Genomic DNA, 16292 nt, shown 5'->3' with positions numbered 1-16292 from the left:
TGCCAAGCGAACAGTCGAAACCGTCTGTGACGCCATCGGCCAAATCCTCGGCACCGTCACGTCAACCGAATGCCGAAATTACTTCACAGAGGCAGGCTATGCCCAACCTAAATTCATCCCGCTCTAGTCGAACAGGCTCGACACCGATTCCTCGGTCGCGGTGCGCGAAATGGCTTCGCCCATCAGGTCGGCGATCGAGATGACGCGGATGTTGGGCGCGTCGAGCACGCCCTGGGTGGGCTGGATGGAATCGGTGATCACCAGTTCCTGCAGCTTCGAGCCGCTGATGCGGGCAACCGCACCGCCCGACAGCACACCGTGGGTGATATAGGCGGTGACACTGGTGGCGCCGTTGGCCAGCAGCGCATCGGCGGCGTTGCACAGCGTGCCGCCGGAATCGACGATGTCGTCGATCAGCAGGCAATCCTTGCCGGCGACCGCGCCGATGATGTTCATGACTTCCGATTCACCGGGCCGTTCGCGGCGTTTGTCGACGATGGCCAGTTGCGCATCGAAGCGCTTGGCCAGCGCACGGGCGCGGACCACGCCGCCAATGTCGGGCGAAACCACCACGACGTTGCCGAGTTGCTTGTATTTGGCCTTCACGTCGCGGGCCATCACCGGCACGGAAAACAGATTGTCGGTCGGAATGTCGAAGAAGCCCTGGATCTGGCCGGCATGCAGGTCAAGCGTCAGAACGCGGTCGACACCGGCGCGGGTGATCATGTTGGCGACCAGCTTGGCCGAGATCGGCGTGCGGCCGGAGGCGCGGCGGTCCTGCCTGGCGTAGCCGAAATAGGGGATGACCGCCGTGATGCGCTTGGCCGAGGAACGCATGAAGGCATCGATCATGATGAGCAATTCCATCAAATGATCGTTGGTTGGGAACGAGGTCGATTGCAGGATGAAGACATCCTCGCCGCGCACGTTTTCCTGGATTTCGACGAAGATTTCCTGGTCGGCGAAGCGCCTGACCGTGGCTTTGCCCAGCGGGACGTTGAGGTACCGGGCGACCGCTTCGGCCAGCACCCTGTTGGAATTGCCCGCGAAGAGTTTCATGCACGGTTCCTGGTGGAGGATGATGAGACCTGACGGACTCGCTTGCGCCCTTTAACCGGGCTTTTAGCGGCCCGCGCCGGTATTGCAAGCGCCGAGATCGGGAATCCGCCGGCTAAACTCAAGAAAGCTCCGCGCCATCGCCGGGCTGCAACAGGGAGCAGCGGACTTGCGCTGCTCCTTCTTCTCGTTGGGCATCGGATTTTCCCAAAACCGTCTCCACTTTTGGGTCTGATGCCTCTAGCCCGCCTTGCCGCCGAGCCAGGCCGCGAATTGGTCGATGGTCTGGTCGGCGATCGCCTGCATGGTGGCCGGCGAGACCCCCTTCCAGCTGTCGCCGCCCGCGCTGGCGCCGGAATTGACCGACGGGGCCTTCTGCTGACCATTGATGCGGTGCAGCCGGTTGCCGGCGGGGTCATAGACATCCCAGACGTAGATGACGGTGGTGTCGGCGCCTTCCGACATCGTCGAGAAATAGCCCTTCAGCACATGTGTCACGGTCTGGTCGGCGCTGCCGGCGAGCGTGATACCGCGCTGCCTGGCGCGCGTCTGCAACTCCGCCGTCAGAGGTGTCGCGGTCTCGACCGATGCGCCGACGATCGGCGCGATCTGCAGGCGGGTCTTCGACAGGATGGCAGCGCTTTGGGCTGATGTGACCGGTGCGGCGGTGGTTGCGGAAGCGCCCGCCGTGCTGGTGGCGGGCCCGGCCGGAACCGTGCTGCCTGACGTTGCGGGCAGCGTCTGGGTCGACGTCGCCGGCGGCGTGATCGCCGACGGTTCGAGCACGTCCTTTGCGTTGGTGCAGGCGGCAAGAGCCAATGCCACAAGCAATGACACGGTCGTCACATGCGATCGTCTCATTTGCCTTCTAACTCCTTGGCGAAGAACGCCTCCCATTGTGGATTCACTGAAGAATCAAGTCGAGATCATGGCGGGACAGCGGCTTGGGCTGGGATTCGGTGGTCAGGTAGGTGCGGCCAAGCGTCATTGCCGTCTCGGTGTCGGAATCCATGATGATCATGTGGGCGAACAGCGTCATGTTGGGCGCGATCGGTTCGGGGTTGCCCTGGTAGAACATCGGCATGTCCATCCAGGACGGTGTGAAGCGGGCGCCGACCGAGTAGCCGCAGGCATTCAGCCGGTGTTTGGTCAGGCCGTGCGCCTCCATGGTGCGGGCGTGGGCATCGAACACGTCGCCGAAGCTGTTGCCCGGCGTCATCGCCTTCTCGACGGCCAGAAGTGCTGCACGGGCGGCATCGAACAGCTCCTGATGGCGCTTCGAGACCTTGCCGGTCAGCACCGTGCGCATCATCGGTGCGTGGTAGTGGTTGAAGACGCCGGCCCATTCGAGCGTCAACTGGTCGTTCTTGGTGAGCTTGCGGCGGCCGGCCTTGTAGCGGCATAGCAGCGCGTCGACGCCGGAGCCGATGATGAACTCGTTGGCCGGATAGTCGCCGCCGCCGGCAAAGATCGCGCCCTGCATGGCGGCCAGGATCAGGGCTTCGTCGCCGCCCTGCTTGATCAGCGGCAGGGCCGCGTCGAGCGCATCGTCGGAGAGATTGGCGGCCTTCTCAGCCTTGGCGATTTCGGCCGGGCTCTTGAACAGGCGCAACCGGCCGACAATGCCGGACGCATCGGCGATCTGGCCGAAGGTCTGCAACTGTTCGTCGAGCCGTCGGCCATTGAAGGCGGTCAGGCCGTGGGTGTCGTATTCGACACCGATGCGGGCGCCGAGCAGGTCGAGTTCGTTGAGCAGATTGCGCAGGTCGACCGCCGGATTGGCGCCGTTGCGGTCGGTCCACAGAACGATGTTGTCGATGATCGAGGTCTGGCGCGCCTGGCGCAGATCGGCCGAGCGGGTCAGAAGCACCATCGAACCGTCGGCCTTCACCACCAGGCACTGGAAGAAGCAGAAGCCGAACGTGTCGTAGCCGGTCAGCCAGTACATGCTTTCCTGTGCGAACAGCAGGATGGCGTCGAGCTTCTTCTCGGCCATCTCGATCATCAACCGGTCGCGCCGCGCGTCAAATTCGGATCGTTCAAAATGCAGCGCCATTATTCCCTCTCCAAGACAATTGCCGAAACCTGCCGGCCGTAATCGGGCTCCTTGCGATGCGTGGTGCGCCGGTAGGAGTAGAACAGGCCCTCCTCGGCGTAAGTGCAGCGGTCGAGGCCCTCAGCCGTCACGCCGGCCTTGGCCAACCGGTCAACCGTGTAGCGGTTGAGGTCGAACATGGCATGGCCGGCATTGGCGGACGGCGTGAAATAGAGGATGTTTTCGGCGTCGGCATCGACAAAGCGGGCGACGAATTCCGGGCCGACCTCGTAGTTTTGCGGGCCAATGGAGGGGCCCAGCACGGCGACGATGTTTTGGCGCCGGGCGCCGAGGCTTTCCATCGCCAGGATGGTGTTTTCGAGCACGCCGGTGAACGCGCCTTTCCAGCCGGCATGCGCGGCGCCGATGACGCGCGCCTGCGCATCGGCGAACAGCACGGGACCGCAATCGGCGGTCGAGGCGCCGATGGCGATGCCCGGCCGGTCGGTGACGATGGCGTCTGCCTTGGGCCGCTCGCCGGCAAAGGGTTCGCTGACGCTGATGACGTCGGGCGAATGGATCTGCCAGGCGGTCAACAGATGGCTCGCCGGCACGCCCATCCAGGCGGCGACGCGGGCGCGGTTCTCGGCGACCAGCGTCTGGTCGTCGTTCGATCCGGTGCCGATGTTGAGGCCCTGATAGATGCCGCTGGAGACACCGCCGATGCGGGTGAAATAGCCGTGGCGGATGCCTTGTGCCTGCGCCTTGTCCAGCAGCGGCGACCGAACAGGATCCGGTTTGGTCTGATTCAACATGCGGGCGTTGTTGTCCGTGTGGGCGGTTTCGTCAAGAAGAAGGTGCTTGGTCGAGAACAGGCGCTGCAAAGCGCGGACGGGAGATTGGGAGGGGCGGCGGTAAAAAGTCAATCCGCCCCGGCGAAGGGCCGAACCGCCACGCCGCGGGGCAGTACCGCAAGCACCTTGAACAGCTCGCCCATGGCTTGCGGCCCTGCGAGGCGCTCGACGTCCCCGGCGATCCTTTCGCGCGCCGCCTGGCCGGCATCGGCGCCAAGCCGGCCGGCGCGCTCGAGGATACCCATGCCGAGGAGGAAGTCGCCCTGTGTCGTCAGATGGGCTTCGAGGCCATGTGCACGCACGATCGCGGCAAGGGCGGCGAAATCGACATGGGAGGTGAGGTCGGCCTCACCGGGATTGGCCAGCACATCTTCGTGATCGTGGCTGCGCAAGGCCTGAAGCGTGTCCCCGACACCCGGCTGGAGATGGCCGTAGTCGAGAAACAGGCCAACGCCGCCATGCCTGGATATGCGCTCGGCGATCGTTGCCATGAGCGCGGTGCGGGCAGGCGCCACTTCGGCAATCGCACCTTGCGGCGCTTGAGTGGCATCGGCGGGCAGCAGCGTCGGGTCGACCGAACCGGCGCCGGCGAAGAAGCAAAGGTCGTTGGTCTCGTCGAGGCCGACCATGCGCTCGCGCCAGCCGGTGCCGGCTCGGACGAACTGGCGGATGGGCACGGCGTCGAACAGTTCGTTGCCGACGATGAACAGCGGTTGCTGCGGCAAGGTCTCGATGGTTTCATGCCAGCCAACCGCGAAGGGTGTGGCGCCAAGCGTCTGCTTCTGCACCTCGGTCAGGCGCGGGCTGGTCTCGATCATGGCGAAGGTGGCGCCGCTGGCCAGATCAGGATCGAGCCGCGACAGCGTACGCAACATGTCCTTCATCAGCGTGCCGCGGCCGGGGCCGATCTCGGCGATGGTGGCCGGCAGCGGCCGGCCGCTCGCCTGCCACGCCTGGTACATCCACACGGCGACCAGTTCGCCGAACATCTGGCTGATTTCCGGCGCGGTGATGAAGTCGCCGCCCGCACCAAAAGGCTCGCGCGTCGTGTAGTAGCCGTCCGCCGGGTCGAACAGGCACAGCGCCATGTATTCGTTGACCGGGATCGGCCCCAATGCCTCGATCAGGTCGACGATGCGGGTTTTCAGCCGTGTCATGCCGGCTGCGGCTGCGCCACCGGCTTGGCGGTCAGCATCGCCCAGATACCGGCCAGCACCATCGGCGTCGACAGGATCATGCCCATGGTCAGCCAGTTGGTGCCGAGGAGGTAGCCGAGCTGCTGGTCGGGCTCTCGGAAGAACTCGACGAAAATGCGCGACAGGCCGTAGCCGCAGATGAAGGCGCCGCCGACGAAGCGCGGCGTCTTCAGCTTGAGGCGCGAATGGGTGAGGATGCGCAGCACGAGGAACAGCACCACGCCTTCGAGAAGCGCCTCGTAGAGCTGGCTCGGGTGACGGGCAAACGGCCCGCCATTGGGAAACTCGAAAGCCCAGGGCACGTCGGTTGGCCGGCCCCACAGCTCGGAATTGATGAAATTGGCGACGCGCACCAGGCCAAGGCCGACCGGCACGCCGGCGGCCACGACGTCAAACAGCGACCATGTGCGGATGCCGCGCTTGATGGAAAACAGCGTCATGGCGAGGATGACGCCAAGCAGGCCGCCATGGAACGACATACCGCCTTGCCAGACCGCCAAGATGTCGAGCGGGTGGGCGATGTAGCGCGGCAGATCATAGAACAGCACATAGCCGGTGCGGCCGCCCAGTACGACGCCGATGGCCGCCCAGACGATGAAGTCGTCGAGATCCTCCGGCTTCATCGGCAGGACGCCGTTCGGCCATAGCTTGGCACTAGAGGCGAGCCGCTTGGCATACCACCAGGCGAACAGGATGCCGACGATATAGCCGACGCCATACCAATGCACCGCCAGCGGCCCGATCTGGATGAGGATCGGGTTGATGTTGGGGAAGGGTAGGGAGGCCAGCGGCAGCAGGAAATATTCGTTCAACGGGGAACTCTCGGTTGCGAACGTGTTTGGGCGCCGGACCATGCGGCAGGGTTTTGGCAGGGTCAAGGCAAGGTGGGCGCTCCCGACTTGATGCCGCAGCAGGCTTCAACGTTCTTGCATTCCGCGCGCAGCGCCACTACGTCATTTCAATCAAGCGAGGATTTGCCATGTCGACCGGACCGAACCGCATTCTCGATGAATTCGCCAAGCTGATGACCGATGCCGCCGGCGCTGCCCAGGGCGTGCGCCGGGAGGTGGAGACCGCCTTCAAAGGCCAGGCCGAACGCATCCTCAATACCATGGACGTGGTGCAGCGCGAAGAGTTCGAGGGCGCGCGCGAGATGGCCGCCAAGGCCCGGGAAGAAAACACCCGCCTTGCCGCCCGTATCGAGGCGCTCGAGGCGAAGCTTGCGGAACTGGCCGGTGACGCCGCACCGGCGGCGGCGGCCAAGCCCCGCGCAAAAAAATAATCGTTAAACTTTTCCACATAGCCCGATCCTGAAAAGCGCTTTGCCGTGAATCGCTTAACGGCATTGCATGAATCTTTGTGACAGCGGCTTTCCACATGCGAATGACGCAGTGCGAAAAATTGGGCTGTTCACGCGACTCCCGATCAATAGACTGAATTTGTTGCATGATTCGGAGCAGGGTCATGCGACCGGGCGGTGGGGTCCGGTCTGGGGTCTTTGCGTCGAGAAGTAGTCTTTTGCGCAGGAAAGTCCTGGCCGTCCGAGTTCTAGACAAGATTGTTCGTTGTGTGTGCCCTCCCGCGGAGCGTGTGGCGGCGCTCGTACAGAACGACAGGAAGCATTCCATGGAACTTCTCGAACTCGAATTCTCCCGCGAAATCCATCCGGTGGATGTTATCGAGCAGGTGGCCCACAACAACGACTGGTCCTTTGAGCGGGCAGGCGACGACGAGATTTCGATCTCGGTTGCCGGAAGCTGGACCGACTATCACGTCTCCTTTTCGTGGATGGAGGATTTCGAAGCGCTGCACCTGGCCTGTGCCTTCGACATCAAGGTGCCGGAGACCCGCGCGCTGGAAGTGATGCGGCTCTTGTCGTTGATCAACGAGCAGATGCTGTTTGGCCATTTCGACCTCTGGGAGCAGGAGGGCGCGATTATGTTCCGCCAGTCGCTGCTGCTGGCCGGCGGGGTCGAGCCGTCGAGCCAGCAGGTCGAAGTGTTGCTGTCGTCGGCGCTGGAAGCCTGCGAATGCTATTTCCAGGCGTTCCAGTTCGTCGTCTGGTCGGGAACCTCGGCCAAGGACGCCCTGGCCGGCGTGCTGTTCGAGACCTACGGCAACGCCTGAGACCCCGTAAGGCAGACAAGAACCAAGATGAGTTCGAACAGCGAGCGCAAGCCCGAGACCAGTTTTGCCGATTTCGATCGTGTCGACATCCGCGCCGGCACGATCGTCGAGGCCGAACCGTTTCCCGAGGCGCGCAAGCCCGCATTCAAGCTGAAGATCGATTTCGGCGCCGGCATCGGCATCAAGAAATCGTCGGCGCAGATCACCAAATACTATACACCGGAGACGCTGATCGGCCGGCAGGTGTTCGCGGTGGTCAATTTCCCGCCGCGCCAGATCGGTCCATTCATGTCGGAAGTGCTCACGCTCGGCTTTCCCGACGAAGAGGGCGCCGTGGTGCTCGGCGCGATCGAGCGTAAGGTGCCGGATGGCGGGCGGTTGTTTTAGGCTAGAGGAAAGACCGTCGCGTTCCTTCGCGCTCCCTCCGTCCTGCTGATGTCGAACAGTACGGTGCCGCCAGCCTTGGGTCAGGCCGCCAGCTTGCGCGTTGTGCCCAGTGCTTCCTCGACCGTATCGAGAAACATCTCCGCACAGGCTTTCCAGCTATAGCGCATGGCACGTTCGCGGGCTTCGGCACGGTCTACATTGAGCGCCGCAAGCGAGGCCTCGCGCAGATCGTTGGAGACCGCGCCGCCAAAGCCGTCGCCGACGATGTCGATCGGCCCGGTCACCGGATAGGCGGCAACCGGCGTGCCGCTGGCCAGTGCCTCGATGATGACGTTGCCGAACGTGTCGGTGCGGCTCGGGAAGACGAAGACGTCGGCCGAGGCATAGATCTCGGCCAGTTCGTCGTTGGGGCGATGGCCGAGGAAATTCGCTTGCGGGTATTTCGCCTTCAGCCTGGCAAGCTCGGGGCCTTCGCCGACGATCACCTTGCTGCCCGGCAGGTCGAGGTCGAGGAAAGCACTCAGGTTCTTTTCGATGGCGACGCGGCCGACGCAGAGGAAGACCGGACCCGGGAAGCCGAGATCCTTCTTCTTGTCGGGCCGGAAATGATCGGTGTCGACGCCGCGCGTCCACGGCCGCAGCTTGGTGAAGCCGCGCGCCGAGAGGTCGTCGGCGAGTGACTGGGTGGCGACCAGCGTGCCCTGGCCGGAATTGTGGAAATCGCGCAGCCAGCGATAGGCCCAGCTTTCCGGCACCGGCAGGCGGGCGCTGAGATATTCGGGAAAGCGCGTGTGATAGCTGGTGGTGAACGGACGGCCGGCATTGCGGCAATAGCGCCGCGCCATGATGCCGAGCGGTCCTTCGGTGACGATGTGGATGTGGTCGGCCTTGCCGGCGTCGATCAGGCGCGCGACATGGCCGGGCGTGGTCAGCGCCAGCCTGATGTCGGGATAGGTCGGCAAGGGCAGGGTGCGAAAGATGTTCGGCGTCAGGAAATCCACGGCGACATCGAAGGATTTCAGCGTCTCGGTGAGCCGCTCCAGCGTGTGGACAACGCCGTTAACCTGCGGCCGCCAGGCATCGGTGACCATCAATATGCGCATGGCGGCCCTTTGCAGGAAAGGTCGACGGTTGCCTTGAGACGATGCCGGAACGGCGACCAGCCCGCTGCTCTCGCTTCGCTCCAGCGCACCCGGACGGGCACAGGGTCGAAGTGAGGCGGCAAGACCGAATCGATTGAGGTCGCGCGCTTCATGCACGCTCTTGATCATGGTTTCATGACGGGCGGATGAAGCCGGTTTCCACTTTTCGGAATCGTGCCCCGTTATGCGGGAACCTTGATGACAGCGCGCAGTCCGCCGAGCGGGCTGTCTTCAAGGGTGATGTCGCCGCCATGGGAACGGGCGATGTCGCGGGCGATCGACAGGCCGAGCCCGGTGCCGCTGGCATCGAGGTTGCGGGCCTCGTCGAGCCGCACGAAGGGTTTGAACACGTCTTCGCGCCGGTCAGCGGGGATGCCCGGACCATCGTCGTCGATGGTGACCAGCAGCGAGCCGCGGCCATGGGTGGCGTTGACTTCCACCGTCTTGGCATAGCGGAAGGCGTTGCCGATCACGTTGGACATCAGCCGGGCAAAGGCGTTCGGCCGCACATGCACATCGGGGTCTCCGGCAAGCGTCGTCGACAGCTTGCGCTTGCGCAGCCTGGCCTCCTCGTCGAGCTTCTCGAAATAGGCCTCGAGATCGAACCGTCCGGCGTCTTCCGAAGCCTCGCCACGGGCAAAGGCGAGATAGCCTTCGAGCATCGACTGCATGTCGTCGATGTCCTGGTCGAGCGCGGCCTTGGTCTCGGCCTTGCCGCCGGAAAGCGCCAACTGCAGCTTGAAGCGGGTGAGGATGGTTCGCAGGTCATGGCTGACGCCGGTCAGCATGGCGGTGCGTTGCTCGATCTGGCGCTCGATGCGCTCGCGCATCTGCATGAAGGCAAAGCCGGCGCGGCGAACCTCCTCGGCGCCGCGCGGCCGGAAGTCGCGCGGCATCGGCCGGCCCTTGCCGAAGCTTTCGGCGGCTTCGGCGAGCATCAGGATCGGCCGGATCTGGTTGCGCAGGAAGGGAATGGCGATCATCAGGAGCACCAGCGAGGTGCCGACCATCCAGATCAGGAAGATGTGGGTGTTGGAGGCATAGGCCTGGCTGCGGCGTACGAAGACGCGCAGCACCTTGCCCTCGAGCTGCACGCGCACCTCGACGATGTTGGAGTTGCCGACCGTGTCGATCCAGAACGGGCGGTTGATCTGGCGGGTGATCTCCGACGAGAGAACATCATCCAAAATCGAGAAAAACGGCTTTGGACCGGGCGCGGGCAGTGGGTCGGGCGGCAAGAGGTCGACCTTCAGCTGCATGCGGTCCTGGGCGATGCGGATGATGTTGGTGTAGTCGGCATCGCGCGGATAGGTCTCGATCAGGTCGATGATGGCGGCGATGTCGCGCACGGTGGCCTGCGACAGGCGCTGCGTCACGGTTGCCCAATGACGTTCCATGAAGACGAAGGCGACGACCGATTGCAGCAGGATCATCGGCGCGATGACGATGATCAGCGAGCGGGCATAGAGCCGCTTGGGCATATAGAGCGAGACGAGGCGCCAGAAGCGGTTCCAGGCGCGCGGCACCGCCTTCAGCGTCCGCGCGGCGCGTGCGCTCAAGCCGCCATTGCCCGGCTGTTCCAGTTCCGTGGTTGCCATTCGCTCATTTCGCTTGCCCGCAGCCGCTCAGCAGGCCGCAGGCGGCATTCTATTCCACGCTGAGCCGATACCCAATACCGCGCACGGTCTGCAGCCAGACCGGGTTGGACGGATCGCGCTCGATCTTGCGGCGCAGCCGATTAATCTGGACGTCGATGGTGCGCTCGCCGACCTCCGAATCGTCACCGACAAGCTCGTGGCGGGGTATCGTCTCGCCGGCCCTTGCCGCGAAGATCGCCAGGATCTCCTGTTCGCGGTCGGTCAGCTTCAGCGCCTCGCCGCCACGCTTCAATTCGCGCCGGGCGATCTGGAAGGTGTAGGGGCCGAAGACCAACTGCTCGACCTTGGGCGTGGTCGCCGGGCCACCACGGCGAAGGATGTTGTTGATGCGCAGGATCAGCTCGCGCGGATCGAACGGCTTCGGCAGGTAGTCGTCGGCGCCGGCCTCAAGCCCTGAGATGCGGCTGTCGGTCTCCGACAGGGCCGTCAGCATCAGGATCGGTACGTTCTTTTCGGCCCGCAGCGACTTGGTCAGGTCGACGCCCGTCTCACCCGGCATCATGACGTCCAGCACCAGAAGGTCGAAGTCGAGGCCGGCAAGCTTGCGCCTGGCTTCGCCGGCATTGCCGGCAACGGTGACGCGAAAGCCGTTTTCGGTCAGATACTGCTTGAGAAGATTGCGGATGCGGGTGTCGTCGTCGACGACAAGCAGATGCGGCGCGTCGTCGTCCGGCGCGGCCCCATGATCGACCCGTTCAGTGCTCTCCATGGCTTTTCCCTGACATTTTTGCGGACCCAACGTCGATCTGCGCCCTCAGTTCCGGATTGACCATCGCTTCGAGGAACCGTTCCACCAAGGTCCGTTCGGTTACTCCGGAATCCCCCAATGCAGCATGGATGCGGCGCGACTGTGGCCGCGCCAGCGCCAGCGCCAGCGCACGGCCCTTGGCCGTCGGATAAAGTTCGCGCTGGCGGCGGTCGCGCGGACCTTGCAACTGCACGACATGGTCGGTGTCAATCAACTGCTTGAGCACACGGGCCAGGCTCTGTTTGGTGATCTTCAGCACGTCGAGCAGTTCGGCGACCGTCAGGCCCGGCCTGCGGTTGACGAAATGCAGCACCCGGTGGTGGGCCCGGCCGAAGCCGTAGTCGGCCAGGATCTGGTCCGGATCGGAGGTGAAGTCACGGTAGGCGAAGAAGAGCAGCTCGATGATGGCGAAGTCGATGCCGTCCTCGACCGACATCGCGGTCCTGATCGGTTTTCCGGCGGCTGGGCTTCGATCCGTCATTATTTCTCCGTGGGAAAGAGAGATTATGTCAGTACTATTGACGTAATTTCCCTGCAATGGTAATTTTTGACAAGCTTTTGGGCGGATTGCGAACGAAAAGGCAAGGGAGGCCGGTTTTTCCGGAATTTCCTAAGTTTGCCAGAGCGCAATTATCCGCCTACGCTCCACCATAAAAGCCGCTTTGGGCGGCCGACACGAAACACACAACGATACAACTATCCGGGCTGCCGCCCGTGGGAGGTTACCATGGCATCCGTTCCCTTCGATCAACTCGATGGCTTCATCTGGATGAACGGCGAATTCGTCCAATGGGGTGACGCCAAGATCCATGTGCTGACGCACGGGCTGCATTACGCCAGCGCTGTTTTCGAGGGAGAGCGTGCCTATGGCGGCGAGATCTTCAAGCTCAACGAACACACCGAGCGCCTGCATGAATCGGCACGCCTGCTCGGTTTCAATATCCCCTATTCGGTGGCCGAGCTCAACGACGCCTCTTCCACGCTTCTCAAGAAGCAGGGTTTCCAGGACGCCTATGTCCGGCCGATTGCCTGGCGCGGCAGTGAGCAGATGGGCGTCTCGGCGCAGAACAACCGCATCAACTGCGCCATCGCCATCTGGCAATGGCCGAGCTATTTCGATCCTGCGCAGAAGCTGAAAGGCATCCGTCTCGATGTGGCGGAATGGCGCCGGCCCGACCCGCGCACCGCGCCTTCCAAGTCGAAGGCCGCCGGCCTCTACATGATCTGCACCATGTCCAAGCACGCCGCCGAGGCCAAGGGCTATGCCGACGCCATGATGCTCGACTGGCGTGGCCAGGTCGCCGAAGCGACCGGAGCCAACATCTTCTTCGTCAAGGAGGGCAAGATCCACACACCCAAGCCCGACTGCTTCCTCGACGGCATCACCCGCCGCACGGTCATTGGGCTGGCCAAGGATCGCGGCTTGGAGGTGATTGAACGCGCCATCCTGCCGGAAGAGCTGGAAAGCTTCGAGCAGTGCTTCCTGACCGGGACGGCAGCGGAAGTGACGCCGGTTTCCGAGATCGGGCCTTACCGATTCGAGGTCGGCGAAATAGCCAAGAATCTTATGAATGACTATTCTGCGGCCGTTCAGCCCAAGCACGCGATTGCCGCAGAATAACGAAAGTCACAGCTTTTTTAGGAAGTAGGGGCGGTTTTCGGGCCGCCCCTTTTATTTCAGCGTTTCTGCATTTGACTTTCGTCCAATTCGGCGTCTCATGATGGTGTCGGCCCGGGAGGCTGACAGCTATGGAGGGACTAATCATATGGACATGAACACGCTTCTTCCGATCATCATACAGGTGATTACTGGCGTCATCGGTGGTCAGGCGGTCGGTGCGGCGCTCAAGACGGCGGCGATGGGTCAGCTTCCCAAAATCCTGGGCGGAGCCATTGGCGGCGTCGGCGGTGCGGCGATCCTCGGCAGCCTGCTGGGTGGCGGTGCGGTCGGTCCGGCGGCTGCGGCAGCAGCAACGAGCGGTCTCGGCAGCGCGCTGAACCTGCAGAACATCGTCGGCGGCGCTGGCGGCGGCGCGATTCTGACCGCCATTCTCGGCGCGGTCATGGGCGCCATGAAGAAGTAGGCAGGCCGTTTCGGTCTTTTCAAATGGGCGGCTTCGGCCGCCCATTTCCGTTTTCGGAGCTACCGATGTTCGTCTTTCGAGGGTGGACGCCCTTTGTCCGCGCCTCTACATCACTCGTGAACATCGAAAGGACGATCATGGGTCAGCTCAATGCCGGCATCGTGCCGGTCACACCGTTCCAGCAGAATTGCACCATCCTGTTCGACATGGATGACAAGCATGGCGTCGTCGTCGATCCTGGCGGCGATATCGACAAGGTGCTGGCGGTGCTGAAGGACAATGCGATCTCAGCCGGGGCTATCTGGATAACGCATGGCCACATCGACCATGCTGGCGGCGCAATGGAGTTGAAGGAGGCGCTCGGCGTCGAGATCATCGGTCCGCATGAGGCCGACAAGTCGCTGCTCGACAATCTGGAAAACCAGGGCAAGCACTACGGCATCGCCGGAGCGCGTAACTGCGTGCCCGACCGGTTCCTGGCCGAAGGCGAGACCGTGTCGTTCGGCGGCCATGTGTTCGAGGTGCTGCACTGCCCCGGCCATGCACCAGGTCACGTTGTTTATTACAACCGCGCGGCCAAGTTCGCCCATGTCGGCGACGTGCTGTTCCGCGGCTCGGTCGGCCGCACCGACCTGCCGGGCGGCGACCACGCGGCGCTGATCGCTTCGATCAAGGACAAGCTCCTGCCGCTCGGCGACGACATCGGCTTCATCTGTGGCCACGGTCCCGGCGGACGTTTTGGCGAGGAGAGGCGGACCAACCCTTTTTTGACTTGAACCAGGCCCGGAACCGTAGCTGTTTTCATCAGCCTCAAGCGACCGTCGACATTGTAGAGACCACAACAAAAAAGCGCTGGCCTTGCGGTCAGCGCTTTTCTGTTTTGGGGCAGGGAAGCCCTTGATTTAATTGGCAGTGCAGAAATGCTGTTCGCCGTCATTGCCGGTGAACGTCCCGGTACGGGAATTGAAGCTGCGGTAGCGGTCCGAGCAGTATTCGTACCAGTCACGCGTCCACGGCTCGGCATAACGATCGGCGTAGACCACCCGCGGCTCCGCATAGTAGCGGCGCACCGGGGCCGGGCGTATCACCACGTTACGATCGTAACCGTCATCGTAGTAGCGGTCAGCGCCGGGCGGCGGCCGGTCATTGGCCAATGCACCACCGATCAGCGCGCCGGCCGCGAGGCCGAGCACGCCGGCGGCAATGGCATCGCCGTTGCCATGATGGCCATGATGACGGCGCCAGTCGCGCGCATTGGCGGCGGGCAAGGCCGTGAGCGTGGTAGCGACCACGGCAGCGGCCAGGACGGCGGTTTTGAAAATTCGGTTCATGTCGATCTCCTTCGTGCCGGCCCGTGTAGTTTCGGGGATGCGGTCCGGCTTTACCGAAGACTAATATGCGACCGTGGCTGAACGGGGGCTGAACGGATTTTTACGTGTCTATTCAAAACAGACGTCAAAAATCATAGGCTCTCAAGGGAGCGATCTGCCTGGGATCGCCGGTTTGAAGCCGGCTCAGCCGACCGACAGGTTGACGGCCTTGGGACCCTTGCCGCGCTTGTCCGGCTCGGTGTCGAACGATACTTTCTGGCCATCCTCGAGACCGGGAAGACCGGACGCCTGCACGGCTGAAATATGGACGAAAACATCCTTCGCTCCATCATCGGGCGTGATGAAGCCGAAGCCCTTGGCGTGGTTGAAGAATTTGACGGTGCCGGTCTGCGGCATGGGAAGCTCCTTTGTCCCATAAACTCCAGTCTCGGGCCGGCAAATGCCCGAGTGGAAATTTGTCCTTTATTTTAGCGTCATCGGCAAGGGAAAGTTTTGCGGGCGTCTAAAGCACGTTGCGGCGCGCTTTGGGTCTTTGTTTTTATGCAAGTCGTTGCCCAGAACCTGGCGGCTTGGCGACATCACCGGCCCGCGCCTTCGATAAGGAAAAGGCGCGACGAAGATCGCCGCGCCTTTCAAAATTCAGATCCCTCTCCAGGCCAGGTGCAGGCATGGAGCCTCCGTCGCACGTCCGAGTGACATGCGGCGCGCCGATGGCTCAGGCTGCGCGGAGGTTGACGGCCTTGGGGCCCTTGCCCATGCGGTCCGGCTCGACGTCGAAGGTGACCTTCTGGCCGTCAACGAGCGTGCGCAAGCCGGAGGCTTCGATCGCGGAGATATGGACGAACACATCCTTGGCGCCACCATCGGGCGTGATGAAACCGAAGCCTTTGGTCGCGTTGAAGAATTTAACGGTGCCGGTCTGGGCCATTGGGGAAACTCCTTCACCCGTTCAGTCTTTGGTGGTCCCGCCCGCCGCCTGGCGCAAAGGGCAGTTCCCGGTGGTTGCTTCGGCAGTCATGCATTGGCGCATGGTCAAACCCCCCGCCGAAAACGGGGCCGTCAGAGATTCACAGTATCGGGGAAAGGTCGTCCAAAACGTTCCGCTCTCCGGGTCGCAAATGCCCGAACACGGAATTTATCGCACGGAAACGTGATGGTTGCAAGATACTGCCGCGGGCCGCCACACTGGGCGCATCCCGACGCAAGGATCGACTGACTTGGGCATCGATGGGCTCGGCATAGGCTTGCTTGCCGGTCGGGTCATCGGCCAGAGCCGATCCACGGATGGGCCAGACATCGGCGGGCGCGCTGACCCCCCTTGTGGGCCAGGCGCCGTTGTCGTTGCCGGGCCCAAACGGGGGTTGCATTTGGCAAGGGAATGGCGAGGATCGATAACCGGGGACGCGATCGTGGGAGATCATCATGAAATTTCTGGCGGCAGTCTTTTCGCGGCAGGGTTTTGCCATCCTGTTGCTGTCGGCAATTCTTGCCGCCTGCACCGTCGTCGTCGATGAGGGACCAGGGCCGCGCCCGCGTCCGCCACGGCCCGAACCGCAATATTGCAGCAAGCAGTACGAGCCGGTCTGTGCCCGCCGCGGCGGCGACCGCCAGACCTTCGCCAATGCCTGTCTTGCCGACCGGGCCGGCTACCGCATCGTGCGCGACGGCCCGTGC

General features: G+C 63.1%; 21 protein-coding genes. 7 read left to right on the top strand and 14 right to left on the bottom strand.

Annotation, left to right across the window (positions count from 1 at the left end; genetic code table 11):
• Positions 1–123: 123 nt before the first annotated feature.
• The 7 genes from EOA13_RS34685 to lgt all read right to left on the bottom strand — a co-directional run bounded on the left by EOA13_RS34685 (position 124) and on the right by lgt (position 5953).
• Entirely contained in the window at positions 124–1059 is a 936-nt protein-coding gene (locus EOA13_RS34685; protein ID WP_013530002.1) for a ribose-phosphate pyrophosphokinase, read from the bottom strand.
• 63 nt (positions 1060–1122) lie between these two features.
• Complete coding sequence (locus EOA13_RS39470) at positions 1123–1254, bottom strand: hypothetical protein (protein WP_256747485.1); 132 nt, start codon at positions 1252–1254, stop codon at positions 1123–1125.
• 42 nt (positions 1255–1296) lie between these two features.
• Positions 1297–1917 carry a hypothetical protein gene (locus EOA13_RS34680; protein WP_127297718.1) on the bottom strand — a complete coding sequence of 207 codons (621 nt, stop codon included), beginning with the start codon at positions 1915–1917 and terminating at the stop codon, positions 1297–1299.
• 43 nt (positions 1918–1960) lie between these two features.
• Entirely contained in the window at positions 1961–3112 is a 1152-nt protein-coding gene (locus EOA13_RS34675; protein ID WP_127297717.1) for a Xaa-Pro peptidase family protein, read from the bottom strand.
• Positions 3112–3906 carry a peptidoglycan editing factor PgeF gene (pgeF, locus tag EOA13_RS34670; protein ID WP_127297716.1) on the bottom strand — a complete coding sequence of 265 codons (795 nt, stop codon included), beginning with the start codon at positions 3904–3906 and terminating at the stop codon, positions 3112–3114. Before pgeF ends, EOA13_RS34675 begins: the two co-directional genes overlap by 1 nt.
• Positions 3907–4013: 107 nt before the next feature.
• Positions 4014–5102 (bottom strand): class I SAM-dependent methyltransferase, encoded by a 1089-nt coding sequence (locus tag EOA13_RS34665; protein WP_127297715.1) that lies wholly within the window; start codon positions 5100–5102, stop codon positions 4014–4016.
• Positions 5099–5953: a prolipoprotein diacylglyceryl transferase gene (gene lgt, locus EOA13_RS34660; RefSeq protein WP_127297714.1), complete on the bottom strand. Its 855-nt coding sequence runs from the start codon at positions 5951–5953 to the stop codon at positions 5099–5101. The genes EOA13_RS34665 and lgt overlap by 4 nt, the downstream gene beginning before the upstream one ends.
• 167 nt (positions 5954–6120) lie before the next feature.
• Here lgt and EOA13_RS34655 point away from each other — a divergent pair, with 167 nt between their 5' ends.
• The 3 genes from EOA13_RS34655 to EOA13_RS34645 all read left to right on the top strand — a co-directional run bounded on the left by EOA13_RS34655 (position 6121) and on the right by EOA13_RS34645 (position 7655).
• The gene (locus EOA13_RS34655; RefSeq protein ID WP_127297713.1) at positions 6121–6423 is read left to right on the top strand and encodes an accessory factor UbiK family protein; all 303 of its coding nucleotides are present in this window, start codon (positions 6121–6123) and stop codon (positions 6421–6423) included.
• A 344-nt stretch (positions 6424–6767) separates the two neighbouring features.
• Entirely contained in the window at positions 6768–7268 is a 501-nt protein-coding gene (locus EOA13_RS34650; protein WP_013893499.1) for a YbjN domain-containing protein, read from the top strand.
• Between the two features lie 27 nt (positions 7269–7295).
• Complete coding sequence (locus tag EOA13_RS34645; RefSeq protein WP_127297712.1) at positions 7296–7655, top strand: tRNA-binding protein; 360 nt, start codon at positions 7296–7298, stop codon at positions 7653–7655.
• 80 nt (positions 7656–7735) lie between these two features.
• On the opposite strand, the gene EOA13_RS34640 is transcribed toward EOA13_RS34645, so the two are convergent.
• From EOA13_RS34640 to EOA13_RS34625, 4 genes are all read right to left on the bottom strand, one after another.
• The gene (locus EOA13_RS34640) at positions 7736–8758 is read right to left on the bottom strand and encodes a glycosyltransferase family 1 protein (RefSeq protein WP_127297711.1); all 1023 of its coding nucleotides are present in this window, start codon (positions 8756–8758) and stop codon (positions 7736–7738) included.
• 221 nt (positions 8759–8979) lie between these two features.
• Positions 8980–10395: an ATP-binding protein gene (locus EOA13_RS34635; protein WP_023809807.1), complete on the bottom strand. Its 1416-nt coding sequence runs from the start codon at positions 10393–10395 to the stop codon at positions 8980–8982.
• A 49-nt stretch (positions 10396–10444) separates the two neighbouring features.
• Positions 10445–11164 (bottom strand): response regulator transcription factor, encoded by a 720-nt coding sequence (locus tag EOA13_RS34630; protein WP_127297710.1) that lies wholly within the window; start codon positions 11162–11164, stop codon positions 10445–10447.
• On the bottom strand, positions 11151–11684 hold the full coding sequence (locus tag EOA13_RS34625) for a MarR family transcriptional regulator (RefSeq protein WP_027039379.1): 534 nt from the start codon (positions 11682–11684) through the stop codon (positions 11151–11153). The genes EOA13_RS34630 and EOA13_RS34625 overlap by 14 nt, the downstream gene beginning before the upstream one ends.
• Before the next feature lie 246 nt (positions 11685–11930).
• Here EOA13_RS34625 and EOA13_RS34620 point away from each other — a divergent pair, with 246 nt between their 5' ends.
• The 3 genes from EOA13_RS34620 (at position 11931) to EOA13_RS34610 (ending at position 14063) form a co-directional block, all read left to right on the top strand.
• Positions 11931–12824: a branched-chain amino acid aminotransferase gene (locus tag EOA13_RS34620; protein ID WP_127297709.1), complete on the top strand. Its 894-nt coding sequence runs from the start codon at positions 11931–11933 to the stop codon at positions 12822–12824.
• 145 nt (positions 12825–12969) lie between these two features.
• Positions 12970–13287, top strand: coding sequence for a hypothetical protein (locus EOA13_RS34615; RefSeq protein ID WP_127297708.1), 318 nt, complete (start codon positions 12970–12972; stop codon positions 13285–13287).
• Between the two features lie 137 nt (positions 13288–13424).
• On the top strand, positions 13425–14063 hold the full coding sequence (locus tag EOA13_RS34610; protein ID WP_127297719.1) for an MBL fold metallo-hydrolase: 639 nt from the start codon (positions 13425–13427) through the stop codon (positions 14061–14063).
• Positions 14064–14189: 126 nt separating this feature from the next.
• Here EOA13_RS34610 and EOA13_RS34605 read toward each other — a convergent pair whose 3' ends face one another.
• The 3 genes from EOA13_RS34605 to EOA13_RS34595 all read right to left on the bottom strand — a co-directional run bounded on the left by EOA13_RS34605 (position 14190) and on the right by EOA13_RS34595 (position 15546).
• Positions 14190–14618: a BA14K family protein gene (locus tag EOA13_RS34605; RefSeq protein WP_127297707.1), complete on the bottom strand. Its 429-nt coding sequence runs from the start codon at positions 14616–14618 to the stop codon at positions 14190–14192.
• 183 nt (positions 14619–14801) lie between these two features.
• Complete coding sequence (locus EOA13_RS34600) at positions 14802–15014, bottom strand: cold-shock protein (protein ID WP_013530020.1); 213 nt, start codon at positions 15012–15014, stop codon at positions 14802–14804.
• Between the two features lie 319 nt (positions 15015–15333).
• Positions 15334–15546, bottom strand: a complete 213-nt coding sequence (locus tag EOA13_RS34595; protein WP_006202520.1) for a cold-shock protein — start codon at positions 15544–15546, stop codon at positions 15334–15336.
• 494 nt (positions 15547–16040) lie between these two features.
• Between EOA13_RS34595 and EOA13_RS34590 the strand changes: the two genes are divergently transcribed.
• Positions 16041–16292, top strand: a 252-nt coding sequence (locus EOA13_RS34590) for a Kazal-type serine protease inhibitor (RefSeq protein WP_245490572.1), incomplete at its 3' end; no start/stop codon positions are given.

Origin of the sequence: Mesorhizobium sp. M7A.F.Ca.US.011.01.1.1 (assembly GCF_003998295.1) — a bacterium.
Taxonomy (GTDB): domain Bacteria; phylum Pseudomonadota; class Alphaproteobacteria; order Rhizobiales; family Rhizobiaceae; genus Mesorhizobium.
The sequence above is the reverse complement of the archived record's forward strand: the minus strand, read 5'-3'. Positions and strand labels throughout refer to the sequence as shown.

What these genes read in the sequence shown, in the direction of transcription:
- EOA13_RS34685 (WP_013530002.1), bottom strand. Translation starts at nt 1,059, where the DNA reads ATGAAACTCTTCGCGGGCAATTCCAACAGGGTGCTGGCCGAAGCGGTC.
- EOA13_RS39470 (WP_256747485.1), bottom strand. Translation starts at nt 1,254, where the DNA reads ATGCCCAACGAGAAGAAGGAGCAGCGCAAGTCCGCTGCTCCCTGTTGC.
- EOA13_RS34680 (WP_127297718.1), bottom strand. Translation starts at nt 1,917, where the DNA reads ATGAGACGATCGCATGTGACGACCGTGTCATTGCTTGTGGCATTGGCT.
- EOA13_RS34675 (WP_127297717.1), bottom strand. Translation starts at nt 3,112, where the DNA reads ATGGCGCTGCATTTTGAACGATCCGAATTTGACGCGCGGCGCGACCGG.
- pgeF (WP_127297716.1), bottom strand. Translation starts at nt 3,906, where the DNA reads ATGTTGAATCAGACCAAACCGGATCCTGTTCGGTCGCCGCTGCTGGAC.
- EOA13_RS34665 (WP_127297715.1), bottom strand. Translation starts at nt 5,102, where the DNA reads ATGACACGGCTGAAAACCCGCATCGTCGACCTGATCGAGGCATTGGGG.
- EOA13_RS34655 (WP_127297713.1), top strand. Translation starts at nt 6,121, where the DNA reads ATGTCGACCGGACCGAACCGCATTCTCGATGAATTCGCCAAGCTGATG.
- EOA13_RS34650 (WP_013893499.1), top strand. Translation starts at nt 6,768, where the DNA reads ATGGAACTTCTCGAACTCGAATTCTCCCGCGAAATCCATCCGGTGGAT.
- EOA13_RS34645 (WP_127297712.1), top strand. Translation starts at nt 7,296, where the DNA reads ATGAGTTCGAACAGCGAGCGCAAGCCCGAGACCAGTTTTGCCGATTTC.
- EOA13_RS34640 (WP_127297711.1), bottom strand. Translation starts at nt 8,758, where the DNA reads ATGCGCATATTGATGGTCACCGATGCCTGGCGGCCGCAGGTTAACGGC.
- EOA13_RS34635 (WP_023809807.1), bottom strand. Translation starts at nt 10,395, where the DNA reads ATGGCAACCACGGAACTGGAACAGCCGGGCAATGGCGGCTTGAGCGCA.
- EOA13_RS34630 (WP_127297710.1), bottom strand. Translation starts at nt 11,164, where the DNA reads ATGGAGAGCACTGAACGGGTCGATCATGGGGCCGCGCCGGACGACGAC.
- EOA13_RS34625 (WP_027039379.1), bottom strand. Translation starts at nt 11,684, where the DNA reads ATGACGGATCGAAGCCCAGCCGCCGGAAAACCGATCAGGACCGCGATG.
- EOA13_RS34620 (WP_127297709.1), top strand. Translation starts at nt 11,931, where the DNA reads ATGGCATCCGTTCCCTTCGATCAACTCGATGGCTTCATCTGGATGAAC.
- EOA13_RS34615 (WP_127297708.1), top strand. Translation starts at nt 12,970, where the DNA reads ATGGACATGAACACGCTTCTTCCGATCATCATACAGGTGATTACTGGC.
- EOA13_RS34610 (WP_127297719.1), top strand. Translation starts at nt 13,425, where the DNA reads ATGGGTCAGCTCAATGCCGGCATCGTGCCGGTCACACCGTTCCAGCAG.
- EOA13_RS34605 (WP_127297707.1), bottom strand. Translation starts at nt 14,618, where the DNA reads ATGAACCGAATTTTCAAAACCGCCGTCCTGGCCGCTGCCGTGGTCGCT.
- EOA13_RS34600 (WP_013530020.1), bottom strand. Translation starts at nt 15,014, where the DNA reads ATGCCGCAGACCGGCACCGTCAAATTCTTCAACCACGCCAAGGGCTTC.
- EOA13_RS34595 (WP_006202520.1), bottom strand. Translation starts at nt 15,546, where the DNA reads ATGGCCCAGACCGGCACCGTTAAATTCTTCAACGCGACCAAAGGCTTC.